13 protein-coding genes are annotated in these 16,886 nt (G+C 73.2%); 8 read left to right on the plus strand and 5 right to left on the minus strand.

The annotated features are described in order from the left end of the window. Positions 1-10 precede the first annotated feature (10 nt). Complete coding sequence (locus QRN89_RS03090) at positions 11-1,174, minus strand: TetR family transcriptional regulator (RefSeq protein WP_290347792.1); 1,164 nt, start codon at positions 1,172-1,174, stop codon at positions 11-13. A 94-nt stretch (positions 1,175-1,268) separates the two neighbouring features. On the opposite strand from QRN89_RS03090, the gene clpX reads away from it, so the two are divergent. Continuing rightward, positions 1,269-2,555, plus strand: coding sequence for an ATP-dependent Clp protease ATP-binding subunit ClpX (gene clpX / locus QRN89_RS03095; protein ID WP_290347793.1), 1,287 nt, complete (start codon positions 1,269-1,271; stop codon positions 2,553-2,555). Between the two features lie 257 nt (positions 2,556-2,812). Here the strand turns inward: clpX and QRN89_RS03100 are convergent, their stop codons facing one another. From QRN89_RS03100 to QRN89_RS03110, 3 genes are read right to left on the minus strand one after another with little or no spacing between them, the layout of a single operon-like run. Continuing rightward, complete coding sequence (locus tag QRN89_RS03100) at positions 2,813-5,107, minus strand: ABC transporter permease (protein ID WP_290347794.1); 2,295 nt, start codon at positions 5,105-5,107, stop codon at positions 2,813-2,815. A gap of 2 nt (positions 5,108-5,109) precedes the next feature. Continuing rightward, the gene (locus tag QRN89_RS03105; protein ID WP_290347795.1) at positions 5,110-5,880 is read right to left on the minus strand and encodes an ABC transporter ATP-binding protein; all 771 of its coding nucleotides are present in this window, start codon (positions 5,878-5,880) and stop codon (positions 5,110-5,112) included. After that, complete coding sequence (locus tag QRN89_RS03110) at positions 5,877-6,392, minus strand: PadR family transcriptional regulator (RefSeq protein WP_290347796.1); 516 nt, start codon at positions 6,390-6,392, stop codon at positions 5,877-5,879. The genes QRN89_RS03105 and QRN89_RS03110 overlap by 4 nt, the downstream gene beginning before the upstream one ends. A 179-nt stretch (positions 6,393-6,571) precedes the next feature. Between QRN89_RS03110 and QRN89_RS03115 the strand changes: the two genes are divergently transcribed. The 7 genes from QRN89_RS03115 to QRN89_RS03145 all read left to right on the plus strand — a co-directional run bounded on the left by QRN89_RS03115 (position 6,572) and on the right by QRN89_RS03145 (position 15,199). Continuing rightward, positions 6,572-7,855, plus strand: a complete 1,284-nt coding sequence (locus tag QRN89_RS03115) for an ABC transporter substrate-binding protein (protein ID WP_290347797.1) — start codon at positions 6,572-6,574, stop codon at positions 7,853-7,855. Between the two features lie 227 nt (positions 7,856-8,082). Beyond that, entirely contained in the window at positions 8,083-9,753 is a 1,671-nt protein-coding gene (locus QRN89_RS03120; protein ID WP_290347798.1) for a glycoside hydrolase family 13 protein, read from the plus strand. A gap of 86 nt (positions 9,754-9,839) precedes the next feature. After that, positions 9,840-11,165, plus strand: coding sequence for an ABC transporter substrate-binding protein (locus tag QRN89_RS03125; RefSeq protein ID WP_290347799.1), 1,326 nt, complete (start codon positions 9,840-9,842; stop codon positions 11,163-11,165). 6 nt (positions 11,166-11,171) lie between these two features. Next, a complete protein-coding gene (locus QRN89_RS03130) occupies positions 11,172-12,542 on the plus strand; it encodes an ABC transporter permease subunit (RefSeq protein WP_290347800.1) in 1,371 nt (456 codons plus the stop codon). Next, entirely contained in the window at positions 12,539-13,453 is a 915-nt protein-coding gene (locus QRN89_RS03135; RefSeq protein ID WP_290347801.1) for a carbohydrate ABC transporter permease, read from the plus strand. Before QRN89_RS03130 ends, QRN89_RS03135 begins: the two co-directional genes overlap by 4 nt. Positions 13,454-13,802: 349 nt before the next feature. After that, the gene (locus tag QRN89_RS03140) at positions 13,803-14,792 is read left to right on the plus strand and encodes a glycosyltransferase family 2 protein (RefSeq protein WP_290347802.1); all 990 of its coding nucleotides are present in this window, start codon (positions 13,803-13,805) and stop codon (positions 14,790-14,792) included. Then, a complete protein-coding gene (locus tag QRN89_RS03145; protein ID WP_290347803.1) occupies positions 14,789-15,199 on the plus strand; it encodes a GtrA family protein in 411 nt (136 codons plus the stop codon). The genes QRN89_RS03140 and QRN89_RS03145 overlap by 4 nt, the downstream gene beginning before the upstream one ends. Here the strand turns inward: QRN89_RS03145 and QRN89_RS03150 are convergent. Continuing rightward, positions 15,174-16,697, minus strand: a complete 1,524-nt coding sequence (locus QRN89_RS03150) for a DUF6056 family protein (protein WP_435833236.1) — start codon at positions 16,695-16,697, stop codon at positions 15,174-15,176. The two genes, QRN89_RS03145 and QRN89_RS03150, sit on opposite strands and share 26 nt — an antisense overlap. Between the last annotated feature and the right edge of the window lie 189 nt (positions 16,698-16,886).

Below are 16,886 nucleotides of genomic sequence, written 5' to 3' on the forward strand. Positions count from 1 at the left end.
CCCCGCCCGGTCAGCCCGCGGTCGGGGCGTGCCCGGAGCGCGCCGGGGCGGCGGAAGCGACGGCGTGACAGGCGCCCGGGCCCGTCGCCCGGTACAGGACGCGCCCTCCGCCGACGCGGACGGCCGCCTCCGTGCGGTCGTCGGCACCGGTGATCCCCGCCGCGGCGGCGACCGCCCCCGGGCCGTCGCACACCACCCGCAGCCCCGGCCACGCCGACAGCGGAAACGCCTCGCGCAGACAACGGCTCAGCTCCCCCACGACCAGGCGCGTCAGGGGGACGAGCTCGTCCGGTTGCCCGGTGACCACGACGAGGGTGATCCCCGTGCCGGGCGGAGCGGCCCGTACCGCCTCCTCGACGGCCGACAGCCGGTGTGTGCCGAGGAAGGCCACCACGCCGTCCGCCGCGAGGGACGCGGGTTCGCCCCGTACGAGATCGGCCGCCCCGGGCGGCTCCCACGGCTCGTCGGCCCGGCGTGCCGGCCGTACCCCGGTGGGCGGGGCCCACCAGTCGCTCAGCTCCAGCCCGGCCAGTCGCTCGCATGCGCTCACGACGTCGTACGGCTCCATGAAGCCCGGAGCGGCGGCGGCCGTGCGGCTCGCGCCGTGCAGGGTGGCGAGGACGGTCTTGGCGACCCGCACCGAGCGGCGCGGCGGCGCGCCCGGGCTCGGGGTGGGCGGGTTCAGCGCCTCCAGCGCCAGGGCGACCAGCAGGGCGTCCAGGTCGAGGAGCTGGCGGTAGGGCCTGCGCAGCGCCTCGTCGGCCGTGACCTCCGGTATGAGGTCGGCCGACAGACGGGCCTCCCCCGGCCGGGGTGCGGTGGCGTCCCCGGCCACCGTGCCGGCCCGTTCTCCCTGGTCCGCCGCGGCCGACGACGGTCGGGTGACCCACGTCCGGGCGAGGGCGCCGAGGGCCTCGGCCGCGGTGCGGCCCTGCCCGGGTGCCGGGCCGGTCCACCCGGGTGCGCGTTCGGCCAGCTCGGCGAGGACCGCGAAGTAGAGGGCGCGCTTGCCGGGGAAGTTGGAGTAGACGGCGCCGCGGGTGAGGCCGGCGCGCTCGGCGATGGCGTCGATCCTGGCGGCACGGAAACCGCGCTCGGCGAACTCGTCCCTGGCCGCGGCCAGCACGCCGGCACGGGTGCGCTCCTGCGTCTGAGCCCTGGTGAGCCGAGCCATCGTTCTCCTCGTCGCGCGTGCCCGTCGCCGTTCCGGGCCCGAATGACAGTAACATCTGGATGACGAGACCATCCGGAGGGGGCTGGGCACGTTCATGGCACGCATCGGTGAGGACGGCCATCCGCTGAAGTGTTCCTTCTGCGGGAAGAGCCAGAAGCAGGTGAGGCGGCTCATCGCCGGGCCCGCCGGGGTGCACATCTGCGACGAGTGCGTCGAGTTGTGCAACGAGCTGATCGAGGAGGAGCTCGCCGACCTCACCGCCACGCCGCTGACGGAGCTGCCCAAGCCGGCCGAGATCCACCGGTTCCTCGACGACTACGTCATCGGCCAGGAGTCGGCCAAACGCTCCCTGGCGGTGGCCGTCTACAACCACTACAAGCGGGTCCGCGGCACCCAGGAGGAGGACGAGCCGGTCGAGGTGGCCAAGTCCAACATCCTGCTGCTCGGCCCCACCGGCTGCGGCAAGACGTATCTGGCGCAGACCCTCGCCCGGCTGCTGAACGTCCCGTTCGCCATCGCCGACGCCACCGCCCTGACCGAGGCCGGGTACGTAGGCGAGGACGTGGAGAACATCCTGCTCAAGCTGCTCCAGGCGGCCGACTACGACGTGCAGCGCGCCGAGACCGGCATCATCTACATCGACGAGATCGACAAGATCGCGCGCAAGGGCGAGAACCTGTCGATCACCCGCGACGTCTCGGGGGAAGGGGTGCAGCAGGCCCTGCTGAAGATCCTGGAGGGCACGACCGCGTCCGTGCCACCGCAGGGCGGCCGCAAGCATCCGCACCAGGAGTACATCCAGATCGACACGGCGAACGTGCTGTTCATCGTGGCCGGGGCGTTCGCAGGGCTGGAGACGATCATCGACGACCGGACGGGCAGACGTGGCCTCGGCTTCGCCGCCCGGATGGGCCCCGGGGACGACGCGGGCGACGACGGGGACGTGTTCGCCCGCGTCATGCCCGCCGATCTGATCAGGTTCGGGCTGATCCCCGAGTTCATCGGCCGGCTCCCCGTGATCGCACGGGTGTCGAGCCTGGACGGGGCGGCGCTGCTGCGCACCCTCACCGAGCCCCGGAACGCCCTGGTCAAGCAGTACCAGCGGCTGTTCGAGATGGACGACGTGGAGCTGGAGTTCAGCGAGGCCGCGCTCGAGGCCGTCGTGGAGAAGTCCATGCTGCGCGGCACCGGGGCGCGGGGGCTGCGCGGGATCATGGAGCATGTCCTGCGGCCCGTCATGTACGAGATCCCGAGCCGCGACGACGTGGCCAAGGTGATCATCGGCGAGCGTACGGTCCGCGAGGACGCAGCGCCGCTGCTGGTGACGCGGCAGCCGCCGCCGGAGGAGCCGGGGCCGCAGCCGGCCTGGGAGGCGCGGTAGGGCCGCCCCGTACCGGGGCGCCCGTACCGCACGGGGCATCCCGCGTTCGGCCGGACGGCGCCGTGCCGGACGGCACGGGGACGGCAGGACGGAACGTCGACGGCGGAGACGGCCGGCTCCGGCGGGGCGCCCTGCCCGACGACAGTGCCTGCGGCGACAAGGGCCCGGGGCCGCTCCGGAGGCGTGGAGTGCCCGGAAGGGCGCCTCGACCCCGACGTCTCCGCTCTACTGCGCCCCCGGCAACGCCGGGATGGCGCTCAGGCCACCGCGCTGAGGGTGTCCACCAGCCGGCGGCGCGCGGCCCGGGCCGCCGGCAGCGCCGCGAGCGCGACCGCTCCCAGCACGGCGGCGGCCGCGAGCAGCAGCAGATGGAGCGGGGACGGGGCCTGCGCGATACCGGCGCCGATCCCGCTGGAACGGCCCTCGGCGTCGATCAGCCAGTGGGCGAGGGGCACCCCGAGACCCGCTCCCGCCACCGCGGCGGCCAGCGCGGTGCACCCGACCGCGGTGACGGTGACGGCGGTGATCTGCCGGGGCGACAGCCCGATCGCCTTCAGGGCGAGCAGATCACGCTCGCCGTCCCGTACGCTCCCGCCGATCGCCGTCGACAGTTCCGTGAGCCCGATCAGGGCGAGCACGGCGATGAGTCCGGCCACGACCCCCCGCATCGTGGAGAGCCGGTCGGCGGGGCTGGTGACCTCGTGGATGTCGAGCCGCCCCTGTGCGGCCTCGGTGAGCTCGGCGCGGACGCCGGCCGGATCGGCTCCCGGCCGCAACTGGAGCTGGTAGAGCGTCGCGCGCAGGGCCGGGTCGTTCTCGCGGAGGGTGTCGAGCGAGGTGGAGATCGTCCGGCCGCCGTTCTCCGGTTCGATGCTGCGGCCCACGATGTGGAGGATCTGCGGGTGTCCCCCGACGGTCATCCGCACCCAGTCGCCGACCTCCGCGCCCAGCAGGTCGAGCAGACCCTGCCCGGCCACCGCCTCGTCGGGGCCGTCGGCGGACCGGCCCTCGGCCACCGTGAACGGGTACGGCCGCTCGCGGGTGCCGAGTCCGCGCAGCGCGATGGTGCCGGTCTGGCCGGGCACCAGCGCCGCGACCTCGACCCCGGGATGGGCCGCCACGACCTGCGGGTGGCCGTCGAGCAGCGCCGCGGCCTCCCGGTCGGCGAGGCCGCTGTCCGCGCGCGCGGTGAGCGCCGAGGGCAGTCCCAGTTCCGCCGGCCTGCTGTCGAAGCGCGCGATGGTCGTCCACGCGCTCAGCGCCACGGTGATCAGCAGCAGTGGCAGGGCCAGCCGGACGATCGTGGCGGGGGTCTGCGGGCCGCGGGCGAAGGCACGGTGCCAGCCGAGGACGAGAGCCGGGGGCAGCCCGAGCCCGAGGGCCCTGCGGGCCGGCCCCGACAGCCGGCCGCCCGGCGCCCTCCCGGCCGGGAGCACCGGAACCGGAGGCACACGGCCGGCGCGCCAGGCCGCGAGGCAGGTGGTGGCGCCGATGAACAGCACCGCGGCGACGGGTACGGCGAGCAGGGCGGCCGTGTGCCCGGGCAGCCCCTGCCAGACGCCGACCGCCTCGCCGAGCCGGCCGGGTACGGCGCTGCCCAGGGTCTCGATGAGCACGGTGGCGACGAGGGCGCCGAGGACGGCGAAGGCCAGGTGCTGGACCAGGAAGACCCGCACCACCTGCCCGGGGGTGAAGCCGATGGCCTTGAGCACGGAGATGTCCCGGAGGTGGCCGCGGACCCGTGTGCTGATCGCCCCGAAGACGGCGAGGGCGGCGGCGAGCAGCGCGCCGAGCCCGAAGAGGCCGAGGACCTGGCCGAGCAGCCGGGTGTCCCCCTGGGCCTCCGACCGGGCCTGCTGCCAGCTGGAGACGTCGGTGACCGCCCCGGCGCCGAGCACGGTGACGGCGCGCTGGACGGCGTAGTCGGTGTCGCCGGGGTCGGTGAGCAGCAGACCGACGACATGGCCGGGTCTGTCTCCCGTGTCGCGCACGCGGTCGGGCAGGGCCCAGACGGTGCCGGAGCGTTCGCCGGGCCGGTAGCGCGGTTCGGCGCTGTCCGCGACACCGACGACGGTCAGGGTCCGGCCGGTGGCGGGGACGGTGAGGCTGTCGCCCGGGCCGGCGACCAGGGCGCGGGCCAGGCTGCTCTCCAGGACGACGCCGTCGGGGGTCGCGGGGCTGAGCCAGCGGCCGGAGGTGAGGAGGGGCCGCCCGGTGGCGGGCGGCTCGGCCCCGGCACCGCGGAGTTCTACGGAGGCCCGGGCGCCGCGTGAGGCCACGGTCGCCGCCGAGGTGCGGAACGGGCCGGACACGGCCTCGACCCCGTCGAGGTCCGCGAGCCGGCCGGCGTCGGCGGACGGCCCGGTGTGGATCCAGACATGGGCGCCGTGGGACTGGGCGAAGACCCGCTGCCAGGGGTTGGTGGCGTAGCCGAAGAGCGCGGCCGCCAGCAGCAGCGCCGCGACGATGCCCGCGGTGGCGGAGACGATGAACAGCGCCTCGCCCCGGTGGGTGCGCAGGTCGGCGTGCGCCCAGCGCAGGGTGGCCCGCACGGTCAGTCCTTCAGTTCCAGGACGCCGGAGAGCCCGGTGCCCCGGGCGGGGGTGCCGCCCAGCTCGGCGTCGTCGGCTATGCGGCCGTCGAAGAAGCTGATGACCCGGTCGGCGGCGCTGGCGAGCCGCGCGTCATGGGTGACGAGGAGGATGGTCTGGCCGCGCTGGTGGAAGCGGGACAGCAGACGCATGACCTCGCGGGTGCCCTTGCTGTCGAGGCTGCCGGCCGGCTCGTCGGCCAGCAGCAGCCGGGGGTGGTTGACCAGCGCGCGGGCCAGTGCGACCCGCTGCTGCTCACCGCCGGACAGCTCGCCCGGCATGCTGCGGGCCTTGCCCTCCAGCCCCAGTTCGGCGAGCAGCTTCTCGCGCTCGGCCCGTGCCTGCCGGGGGCCGGTGCCGGCCAGCAGCGCGGGCAGTTCGACGTTGTCGGCGACCGTGAGGTTGGACACGAGGTTGAAGAACTGGAAGACGATGCCGATCCGGCGCCGCCGCTCGGTCGCCCACCGGGCCTCGCTGTAGGCGTCGGTGCACTCGCCGTCGAGCCAGATGCTTCCGCCGTCGGGCCGCTGCAGCCCGCCGAGCAGGTGCAGAAGGGTCGACTTGCCGGCCCCGGAGGGGCCGCTGACGGCGACGAACTCCCCGCGGCGCACGGACAGGTCCACCCCGCGCACGGCATGGGCCGGGGCACCCTCGCCGTGGTGGGTCTTCACGAGCCCCTCGGCGCGCAGGAGCGGGACCCGGTCGGTGACGTCCGGGTCGGCGGCGTGGCTCATTCCAGCCCCTCCAGCTCCTCCTGGCAGCGCTCCAGCCAGTCGAGGTCGGCCTGCAGGTGCAGCATGGCTCCCTCGATCAGGAGATGGGCGATGCGGTTGTCCCGGTCCTCGGTCGCGGACAGCTTCGACAGGTTGCGCATGGTGTTGAGGTACTCGCGTCGCTGTTTGTTGATGAGGGCGATCTGGTCGGCGATTCCGGTCCTCGGGGCGAGAGCGAGTTTCATGAAGAACTCGTCCCGGACCCGCGGCTCGTCCGCGGTCTCCTCGAACCAGGCGCGCAGCGCCTCCGTCCCGGCGTCGGTGAGCCGGTAGATCTTCTTGTTGGGCCGGCTGGACTGGGCGACCTCCTCGCCCTCGATCAGCCCCGACTTCTCCAGGCGCCCGAGCGTCACGTAGATCTGGCCGACGTTCGGCTGAGGGTACGCGGAGCCCAGCAGTTGCTCAAGGTCCTGCTTGAGCTCGTAGCCGTGGGCGGGCCCCCGGGAGAGAAGTGCCAGGAGCGGCAGACGCACGCGCGCTCCCCTCCTCCCTGTTGGTCCGCCGGCCGGCCGAGGGCGGTCCGTTACGGTGTCCGGTGTGGTCCGGATCGCTCTCGTCATCCGATACGGGCTCTAGTATCGCCCATGCCTAACGGGTATACATGCCCTGGACGCGGTCGACGAAGCCCACGCCGGTGCACCAGGAGGAACCTATGCGGTGGATACGTGCCGCCGGTAGGGGGCTCCTGATCGCGGCGGTGGTGCTCGCGGGACACGTCTCGGCGGGCACCGGTGGGGGCCCGGACGCCGCCGTGGCCGCCCGGGGCGACGGACGCGGCCCCATGACCCTGGCCACCGCCGGGGACCTCACCGGCTATCTCGGCCCCCTGCTCGAGGGCTGGAACCGGAGCCGCCCGGACGAGAAGGTCACCCTGGTCGAGCTGCCGGACTCCGCGGACGAGACCCGGGCCCAGCTGACCACGGGGCTGCGCTCGGGCGACGGCCGCTACGACATCCTCAACATGGACGTGGCGTGGACCTCGGAGTTCGCCGCGGCGGGCTGGATAGCCCCGCTGGAGGCCGGCCGCTTCCCGCTCGACAGCTTCCTGCCGCCGGTGCTCGACACGGCGACGTACGAAGGAAAGCTGTACGCCGTCCCGTACGTCACGAACGCCGGGATGCTCTACTACCGCAAGGACGTCCTCGACCGCGAGGGCGAGACCCCGCCGCGCACCTGGGCGGAGCTGGAGCGCCAGGCACGGACGCTCGCCCCACGGCACGGCCTCGGCGGCTACGCCGGGCAGTTCCTGCCGTACGAGGGCCTCACGGTGAACGCGACGGAGGCGGTGTACTCGGCCGGCGGCACGATCCTCGGCGACGACGGCCGGGTCACCGTGGACTCCCCGGCGGCGCGCTCCGGTCTCGGGTTCCTCGCCCGCGGGGTGCGCGACGGCTGGATCCCCCGGGAGTCGCTGACCTTCAAGGAGGAGGAGTCCCGCCAGGCCTTCCAGGACGGCCGGCTGCTCTTCCTGCGCAACTGGCCCTACGCGTACCCCGGGGCCTCCGGGAAGGACTCACGGGTGGCGGGGAAGTTCGGCGCCGTGCCGCTGCCCGGCCCCGACGGGCCGGGGACCAGCGTGCTGGGCGGGTCGAACCTCGCGGTCAGTGCCCGCGCCCGGCACCCGGAGTCGGCGAGCGACCTCATCGCCTACCTCACCAGCGCCCCCGTGCAGCGCAAGGTGCTCACGGAGGGCGCGCTGCCACCCGTGCGGGCTGAGCTCTACCAGGACCCCGGGCTGATCCGGCGGTTCCCCTATCTGCCCACTCTGCGGGCCAGCGTCCTGTCCGCGGCCCCGCGGCCCAAGAGCGCACGGTACGAGCAGGTCAGCCTGGCCGTGCAGGCCGTCGTGCACGACGCGATGGCGCAGCACCAGAACCCCGGCGAGGCAGTGCGCCGGCTCTCCCGGGAGCTCTCGGCGGTCGCCCGCCGGGGCTGAGCGCCCCGCCACCCTCCCCGCATGACCATCCCGCTTACCTACCTGTTAGGTAACAGGATCACATCGTCCTGAGCTCGAGCCGTGGGGACATTTCCGGGCATACAACCCAACTCCCTTGGCATTCCTGCACAACCGTTGACACCTTCTCGTCACCCCTACTTAACATGCATGCATAACCGCTGACCTCATGGTCGCGGGCACCCCTTCACGCAGAAACAGGTCAACGGGTGACGCTCACAGCCACGGCCGGCCACGGCCTCTCGCACCGCCCCTCGCGCCGCTGGTGGCGCGACGCGGTGATCTACCAGGTGTACGTCCGCAGCTTCCTGGACAGCACGGGAGACGGCATCGGCGATCTCGCCGGGGTCCGCACCGGACTGCCGTACCTCAAGAAGCTCGGCGTCGACGGAATATGGCTGAGCCCCTTCTACCCGTCGCCGCAGCACGACCACGGCTACGACGTCGCCGACTACTGCGACGTGGACCCGGTCTACGGCGACCTGGCGGAGTTCGAGCTGCTGGTCGCCGCCGCGCAGCGGCTCGACATGAAGGTGCTGCTGGACATCGTCCCCAACCACTGCTCCAGCGAGCACACGTGGTTCCGCGAGGCCCTCGCCGCCGGCCCGGGCAGTGCGGCCCGCGCCCGGTTCCACTTCGCGGAGGGCCGCGGACCCGGCGGCGACGTGCCGCCCAACAACTGGCACGCGATGTTCGGCGGTCCCGCCTGGAGCCGGGTGACCGAGGCGGACGGCAGCCCCGGCCAGTGGTACCTGCACATGTTCACGCCCGAGCAGCCCGATCTGAACTGGCGCAACCCCGAGACCGGCGCCCACTTCGAGCAGGTCCTGCGCTTCTGGCTGGACCGGGGCGTCGACGGCTTCCGCATCGACGTCGCCGCCGGCCTCTTCAAGCACCCGGAGCTGCCCGACTCCCCCGACCCGGAGGCGGACGCCCGCACCCGCGACTCCGTGAACCCCCTCGCCTGGAACCAGCCCGAGGTGCACGACGTCTGGCGCCACTGGCGGTCGGTGTGCGAGGAGTACACGGTCCGCGACGGCCGCGACCGCCTGCTGGTGGGCGAGGTCTCCGTACCCACCGCACGTGAGCACGCCCGCTACGTACGGCCGGACGAGCTGCACCAGGCGTTCTTCTTCGACCTGCTGAGCGCACCCTGGGACGCGGCCGCCTTCCGCAAGGTCGTCTCCGAGGCGATGCAGGACATCGCGGGCACCGGCTCCACCGTCACCTGGGTGCTGAACAACCACGACCAGGTCCGCACCGTGACCCGGTACGGGGAGTCCGGCACCGAGGGCAGCGGGCTCGGCTCGGCCCGTGCCCGGGCGGCCGCGCTGCTGATGCTGGCGCTGCCCGGCGCCGCATACATCTACCAGGGCGAGGAGCTGGGGCTGCCGGAGGTCGTGGACCTTCCCGACGAGGTGCTCACCGACCCGATCTTCCGCCGTACCGGCAGCCGGGCGCGGATCCGCGACGGATGCCGCGTGCCGCTGCCGTGGTCCGGCCACGCCTCGCCGTTCGGCTTCACCTCGGGTGCCGAGGGCGCCAAGCCGTGGCTGCCGCAGCCCGGCTGGTTCGCGGAGCACGCCACCGACCGCGCGCTCGCCGACACCCGCTCGTTCTGGCACCTCTACCGCGACGGGCTCCAGCTGCGCCGCGGCCTGCCGCAGCTCGGCGAGGGCGGCCTGCGCTGGCTCGACTCCCCGCCCGACGTGCTCGCCTTCGTCCGGGGCGACGGGCTGGTGTGCGCCGTCAACTTCGGCACGGCTCCCGTGCCCGCCCCCGTCTCCGGCGCGCCCCTGCTGTCCAGCGGCCCCTGCCCGACCGGTGCGCTGCCGGGATCCACCGCCGCCTGGTGGATCAGCGACGGCACCACCCCGTGAACCGCTCCCGTCCCGAGAACAGCACCCCCGAGAACCGCGTCCCCCGACGCCCCGTCCGTTTCCCCGACCGGTAAGGAAGTTCTGCCATGAACCCACGACGCACGATGCTCGCCGGATGCACCGCCCTGGCCCTCGCCCTCGGCGCGACCGCCTGCGGCGGCGGCCCCGTCACGCCGGCCGGCGGCGGCGACAAGTCCCTCGACGGCCAGACCATCACGGTCGCCGGAGTCTGGTCCGGTGCCGAGCAGAAGAACTTCCAGAAGGTGCTGGACGCCTTCGGCGAGAAGACCGGCGCCAAGACGCAGTTCGTCTCCACCGGCGACAACGTCTCCACCGTCGTCGGCAGCAAGATCGAGGGCGGCAACGCCCCCGACGTCGTGATGGTCCCGCAGGTCGGTGTGCTCCAGCAGTTCGCGAAGAGCGGCTGGCTCACCCCGCTGTCGAAGACCACCGAGAAGTCCGTCGACGGCAACTTCGCGCCCGTGTGGAAGAACTACGGCAGCGTGGACGGCTCGCTGTACGGCCTGTACTTCAAGGCCGCCCACAAGTCGACCGTCTGGTACAGCCCGGACGCGCTGGAGCAGGCGGGCGTGAAGCCGCCGGCCACCTACGCGGACATGCTGAAGGCGGGGCAGGCCGTCTCCGACTCGGGACTGCCCGCCTTCGCCGTCGCCGGTGAGGACGGCTGGACGCTCACGGACTGGTTCGAGAACATCTACCTCTCCCAGGCCGGTCCCGAGAAGTACGACCAGCTCGCCGCCCACAAGCTCAAGTGGACCGACCCGAGCGTGGTGAACGCGCTGACCACCCTCGGCAAGCTGTTCTCCGACAAGGAACTGATCGCCGGCGGCCAGAAGGGCGCGCTGTCCACCGACTTCCCCGGCTCGGTCGAGAAGGTCTTCGGCCCCGAGCCCGAGGCCGGCATGGTCTACGAGGGCGACTTCGTCGCCGGTGTCGCCAAGGACCAGTTCGGCAAGAAGATCGGCGAGGACGCCTCCTTCTTCCCCTTCCCCGCGGTCGACGGCGGCAAGGCTCCGGTCGTCAGCGGCGGCGACGCCGCGGTCGTGCTGAAGGACGGCAAGAACCAGAAGGCCGCGATGGCGTTCCTGGAGTACCTGGCGACCCCGGAGGCGGCGGCGGTCTGGGCCGAGGCGGGCGGCTTCCTCTCCCCCAACAAGAAGCTCGACCTCGCCTCGTACGGCGACGACACGACCCGCGAGACGGCCAAGTCGCTGATCGACGCCGGTGATTCCGTCCGCTTCGACATGTCCGACCAGGCACCCGCGGCCTTCGGTGGCACCAAGGGCACGGGCGAGTGGAAGCTGCTGCAGGACTTCCTGCGCGACCCGTCCGACCCGAAGGCCACCGCGGCCCGTCTCGAGGACGCCGCGGCCAAGGCGTACAAGGGCTGACGTCCGATGACCGCAGTCACCACACCAGCCGCCCCGTCCGCGGGGCGGCCCGGGCCCGAGAGGGCCGCGGCTCCGCGGCACCGCGCCCGGCGGCGCCGGCGGATCGTCGCCCTGGCCTTCGTGCTGCCGGCGCTGCTGCTGCTCGGCGCGCTCGTCGTCTATCCGGTGCTGTTCTCGGTGGGGCGCAGCTTCTTCGACGCCTCCGGCACCCGGTTCGTCGGCGCCGGCAACTACACCGAGATGTTCCGCGACCCGGCCACGCTCAAGGCCGTCCGCAACAGCGCCATCTGGGTCGTCGTCGCCCCGACCCTGCTCACCGGACTGGGGCTGATCCTGGCCGTCCTGGTGGAGAAGGTCCGCTGGGCCACCGCGTTCAAGCTGCTGCTGTTCATGCCGATGGCCGTCTCCTTCCTGGCCGCCGGCATCATCTTCCGCCTCGCCTACGAGGAGGACCCGGACAAGGGCGTGCTCAACGCGGCCGTCGTCGGAGTGCACGACGCCGTCAAGGGCTCGTCGTCGTACCCGACCGCACGCGCCAGGGACGGCCAGGGCCTGGCCAAGGGCCCCGACGGGTCCTACACCACGACCGGCCCGGCGTCCCCCGGGGACGTGCTCACGCTCGGACTCGTCGGGGTGAAGCCCGCCGAGCTCCCGAAGGAGGCACGCCCCGCCCACCCGGCGGCGGAGAGGAAGGCGGACGCCGGGGAACTGTCCGGCGTGGTCTACCTCGACTTCACCCCCGGCGGAGGCGGTGAGCAGGGCGAGGTCGACCGGACCGAGAGCGGGCTGCCGCAGATGAGCGTCGAGGCGGTCCGGGACGGCAGGACCGTCGCCTCCGCCACCACGGCGGCCGACGGCTCCTTCGCCTTCCGGGACCTGGAGGCCGGCTCCTACACCGTGCGGCTGCCCGCGAAGAACTTCGCACCGCCGTACGAGGGGATCTCCTGGCTCGGGCCCGCGCTGGTCACGCCGGCCATCATCGGGGCGTACCTGTGGATCTGGACGGGTTTCGCGATGGTCCTCATCGGCGCCGGCCTGTCCTCGCTGCCGCGTGACGCGCTGGAGGCGGCGCGGATGGACGGGGCCAACGAGTGGCAGGTGTTCCGCAGGATCACCGTGCCGCTGCTGGCGCCGATCCTCACCGTGGTCTTCGTGACGCTGGTGATCAATGTGATGAAGGTCTTCGACCTCGTCTACATCATCGCGCCCGGGCCGGTGCAGGAGGACGCCACGGTACTGGCGACCCAGATGTGGCTGGTGTCCTTCGGCGGCGGCAACGACCAGGGGCTCGGCAGCGCGCTCGGCGTCCTGCTCCTGCTGCTGGTGATCCCCGCCATGGTCTTCAACGTCCGCCGCTTCCGCAGGAGTCAGTCATGAGCGCCACCGTCACCGACCCCGCCGCCGTGAAGGAGCCGCCCGCCCCGGACAGGGCGGCGCGGGTGAGGTCCGGGGGCGGTCCGGGCCGCTGGCTCGGCAACGGCGTGGTCCAGGCGCTCCTGGTGGTGATCGGTCTGGTCTGGATCACCCCGCTCGCCGGTCTGCTGCTGTCGTCGCTGCGCTCTCCGCAGGACAACGCGAGCAGCGGCTGGTGGACCACGCTGACCAGCCCCGGGCAGCTGTCCCTCGACAACTACACGGAGCTGCTGGGCAACGCCGGGATCACCCAGGCGTTCTGGAACACCGTGCTGATCTCGGTGCCGGCGACCGCCCTGGTGATCGTTCTGGCGGCGCTCGCCGGGTACGCCTTCGCGTGGCTGGAGTTCCCGGGCCGGGACTGGATCTTCCTGCTCGTGGTGGCGCTCCTGGTGGTGCCGGTCCAGGTGGGTCTGCTGCCGGTCGCCAAACTCTTCGGCCAGCTGGGGCTGTTCGGCACGATTCCCGGTGTGGTGCTGTTCCACGTGGCCTACGGGCTGCCCTTCGCCGTCTTCCTGCTGCGGAACTACTTCGCGGACATACCCCGCGAGATGCTCGAGGCGGCACGGATGGACGGCGGCAGCGAGTGGCGCATCTTCACCCGGCTGGTGCTGCCGGTGGGACGTCCGGCGATCGCGAGTCTGGCCATCTTCCAGTTCCTGTGGGTCTGGAACGACATGCTCGTGGCGCTGCTCTTCGCGGACAGCTCGTCCCAGCCGCTCACGGTGGAACTCCAGTCGCAGGTGCGGCAGTTCGGCAGCAACATCGACGTGCTGGCACCGGGCGCCTTCCTGTCGCTGATCGTGCCGGTGGTCGTGTTCTTCGCCTTCCAGCGGCACTTCGTCCAGGGTGTGATGGCCGGCTCGGTCAAATGAGCCGCGGTCCGGGCGAGCAGTCCGGGCGCGGCCGGTCCTCGTACGCATGACGTGCGGAGGCCGGCCGCGCCCGTGCGTGCCGTCCGCGGCGGGAACGGGGCCGTGACGGACGCGCGCCCGCCGCCCCCCGGGAAGCGGGCGAGGGGGAACCGGTCGCCCCGCTCGGGCTCCGGGGACGAATGCCCTCCGCCGCCGCACCCGAGCCCGCTCCCCTGGGCCGAACGCGTGGACACCGGGACGCCGGGGACCCGCCGCTCGCACACGTGACCGCCCGGGGGGTCACGCCCCGACACACTCGTGCGGAGTAGGTACCGCGGTCAGGCACCCCTTTCCGCGTTCCACTGGAGGCATGCCACACCCCCAGCTGACGGTCGTCGTCCCGTGTTTCGACGAGAGCGAGGTGATCGACGCCTTCCACGCGGCGCTGGTCGCCGCTCTGCAGCCGACCGGGGAGCGCTTCGAGATCTGCTACGTGGACGACGGCAGCGACGACGGGACCGCCGAGCGGCTGCGGGCGCTCGCGGCGGCGTCCGCGTACGTGCGCTACACGTCCTTCAGCCGCAACTTCGGCAAGGAGGCCGCCCTCCTCGCCGGGATGCGGATGGCCCGGGGCGAGGCCGTGGTGCTGATGGACGCCGATCTGCAGCATCCCCCCGAGCTGGTCCCCCGCATGCTGGAGCTGTACCGGCACGGCTACGACCAGGTCGTCGCCCGGCGCGACCGCTCGGGCGAGGGCGCACTGCGGTCGGCGCTGAGCCGGGCGTACTACCGGCTGGTGCGGCACTTCATGGACGTGGAGATCGCGGACGGGGAGGGCGACTTCCGGCTGCTCTCGCGCCGCGCCGTCGAGGCCGTGCTGTCGCTTCCGGAAAGCAACCGTTTCTCCAAGGGGCTCTTCTCCTGGATCGGCTTCCCGACGGCCGGTTTCACCTATCGCAACGTCGAACGGGCCGCGGGCCGCTCCAAGTGGGGCGGCAGACGGCTGCTCGACTACGGGATCGACGGGCTGCTGTCCTTCAACACCCGCCCGTTGCGCCTGGCGATCCACACCGGCCTCTGGCTCTTCCTGTCCGCCCTGGGTTACGCCGTGTGGATCGTCGTGAACGCGGTGGTCGACGGCGTCGAGACACCGGGGTACGCGACCCTCATCACCGCCATCGTGGGCCTCAGCGGCGTCCAGCTCGCGACGCTCGGCGTCATCGGTGAGTACGTCGGCCGGATCTACCACGAGGCGAAACGACGGCCGCACTACGTCGTGGCCGAGACGGACGCCCCCGCGCACCCTCACCCGGAAGGCGTCCCCACGGCGGTCGCCTCCCGCTCCCGGCCCCGCCGGTGAACACCGCCGGCCTGCGGCAGTTCGCCGTCTTCGCCGTGATCGGAGTGGTCAACACCGGGGTGTACTACGGCGTGTACGCCCTGCTGCTGCTGTGGCTGCCGTACCTGGCCGCGCACGCCCTGGCGTACGGGGTGGGCGTCACGGGCTCGTTCCTGCTCAACTCGTACATCACCCTCCGCACCCGCCCGACGTGGCGCGGCTTCGTGCGCTACCCGCTGTCGGGAGCGGCCGGTCTCGTGGGCAGTGGTGTGCTGCTCCATCTGGCCGTGAGCCGGCTGGGCATGGGCGAGCACCTCGCCGCGATCGCCGCCGGGGTGCTCGTCACCCCGTTGTCGTTCCTGGTCGCGCGGTGGGCGATCACGTCCGGTGCCCGGCGTACGGTCACGGAAGCCGCGTCGAGCGAGTGATCCGCTCCAGCCGGTAGTACTCGGCGACGCACCGGGCGGGCCACGCGATACGGCCCCCGGCGCGGAACGGTTCGAGCATCCCCGCGACCGGGGTCGGGGTGTACGGAGCGACCTCGGCACCGCGCGCGGCCGCGGCCCGCAGCGACGCGTCCTGACGGTCCCACTGCCCGGCCCGCACCAGCATGTCCTGGCCGAGGTGGTGCAGCGGCACGGCCAGTCCCACGGCCGCCGCGGCGTACAGCACCGCCGCCGCGGCGGCGGCCGCCACGGGCCACGGCCGGGCGCCCCGCCGGCGCAGCGACCGGCCCAGGAGGGCGCCGAGGCCCGCGAGCACCAGCACGTACAGCAGCAGGTAGTCGTTCCAGGTCCGGGCCGCTGTCGCGACGCGCGGGCCGAAGACCGGGTAGGTGACGACGGTGCACAGGTAGCCGGAGACCAGGACGGCGAGCACCCCGGCGCAGGCGAGCGGCAGCGGCCGGCAGGGACGCAGCACGGCCGGGCCGTCGCCGGTGCGGGCGGGACGGACGAGCAGGCCGAGCAGGAATCCCGCGGCGAGGACTCCCCCGTACTCCCAGGTCGTCAGGACGGTCTCCGCGATCCGGGCGAAGCCGCGGGCCGAGGCGAGCAGGGAGTCCGGCGCGAGGATCGAGGTGGTTCCGGCGCCGAAGCGTTCGCGCCTGCGGAGGGAGCCGGGCGACGTCATCAGTACGGCCGTGCCGACGGCGACGCCGGCCGCGCCGGTCAGCGCCCAGGTCCGCAGGAAGGGCCAGGCCCGGTCGGTGACGAGCCGGCGTCCGAGCAGCAGGAGACCCCCGAGGACCACGAGCGCCACGACCGAGGTCTCCTCGGAGAGGGTGCCCGTGAAGACCCCGGCGGCCGCCACCACGGCCAGGGCCGCGACACGGCTCCGCCGCCCCCCGGCCGCCAGCGCCGGGAGGGCCGCGGCGCAGGCCAGCACCGGGGCCACGGTGTGCGAGACGGACCCCGCAGGCCAGTAGAGGGTCTTGTAGGTGTTGGGGGTGGCCAGGAGGAAGACCGCGGTGACCATCGCGGCGACGAGCAGCGCGAGCCCGCGCGGTGCCGACTGGCGGGCCCGGCGCAGTACGAGGACCACGAGGGCCCACAGCACGGCCACGACGACGAGCGTGCTGACGGCCGCGTACCACTGGTGGCCCGCCACGGGGAACTGGGCGTAGAGGCCCACGAGGAGGCCGTTGCCGACGCGGCCGTTGTCGGTGACGTAGAACTTGCCGATCATTCCGCCGATGCCCTGGTCGCGAACCACGGGCAGGAAGCACCACTCGTCGGCACTGGGCCGGACGTGACGGCCCAGCCAGGCGGCGGCGGCCAGCAGCGCGAGCGGCAGCGCGGCGAGGAGCATGGCCCCCGCGGCGACGGGCGAGGGGAGGCGCCACCGGCCGCCCCTCCCCCGGCCCGGCTGCCCGGAGGAGTCATCCGGCTCCCGCGGAACGGTCATATGAGATGCACCGACGGCCATGTCCCTGACTTGTTGCACGGGCGCCGGTCCGTCCAACCGCACCGCGGTCATCCGGCGCAGCAAGAAGCCCCGATCGGATCCGGCACGGCGCCACGGTCGCGTGTCGCCTTGCCCCGGGCGGCCGTCGCGGTTCCGAGGGGCGGGCCTCGTCGGTTCCCTCGGCCACCGGAGGCCGGGGAGGCGCCCGTC

The organism is Streptomyces sp. HUAS CB01, from assembly GCF_030406905.1.
Lineage (GTDB): Bacteria > Actinomycetota > Actinomycetes > Streptomycetales > Streptomycetaceae > Streptomyces > Streptomyces chengbuensis.

Coding starts and splice junctions, on each gene's coding strand:
- QRN89_RS03090 (WP_290347792.1), bottom strand. CDS start 1,174: ATGGCTCGGCTCACCAGGGCTCAGACGCAGGAGCGCACCCGTGCCGGC.
- clpX (WP_290347793.1), top strand. CDS start 1,269: ATGGCACGCATCGGTGAGGACGGCCATCCGCTGAAGTGTTCCTTCTGC.
- QRN89_RS03105 (WP_290347795.1), bottom strand. CDS start 5,880: ATGAGCCACGCCGCCGACCCGGACGTCACCGACCGGGTCCCGCTCCTG.
- QRN89_RS03115 (WP_290347797.1), top strand. CDS start 6,572: ATGCGGTGGATACGTGCCGCCGGTAGGGGGCTCCTGATCGCGGCGGTG.
- QRN89_RS03125 (WP_290347799.1), top strand. CDS start 9,840: ATGAACCCACGACGCACGATGCTCGCCGGATGCACCGCCCTGGCCCTC.
- QRN89_RS03130 (WP_290347800.1), top strand. CDS start 11,172: ATGACCGCAGTCACCACACCAGCCGCCCCGTCCGCGGGGCGGCCCGGG.
- QRN89_RS03135 (WP_290347801.1), top strand. CDS start 12,539: ATGAGCGCCACCGTCACCGACCCCGCCGCCGTGAAGGAGCCGCCCGCC.
- QRN89_RS03140 (WP_290347802.1), top strand. CDS start 13,803: ATGCCACACCCCCAGCTGACGGTCGTCGTCCCGTGTTTCGACGAGAGC.
- QRN89_RS03150 (WP_435833236.1), bottom strand. CDS start 16,697: ATGGCCGTCGGTGCATCTCATATGACCGTTCCGCGGGAGCCGGATGAC.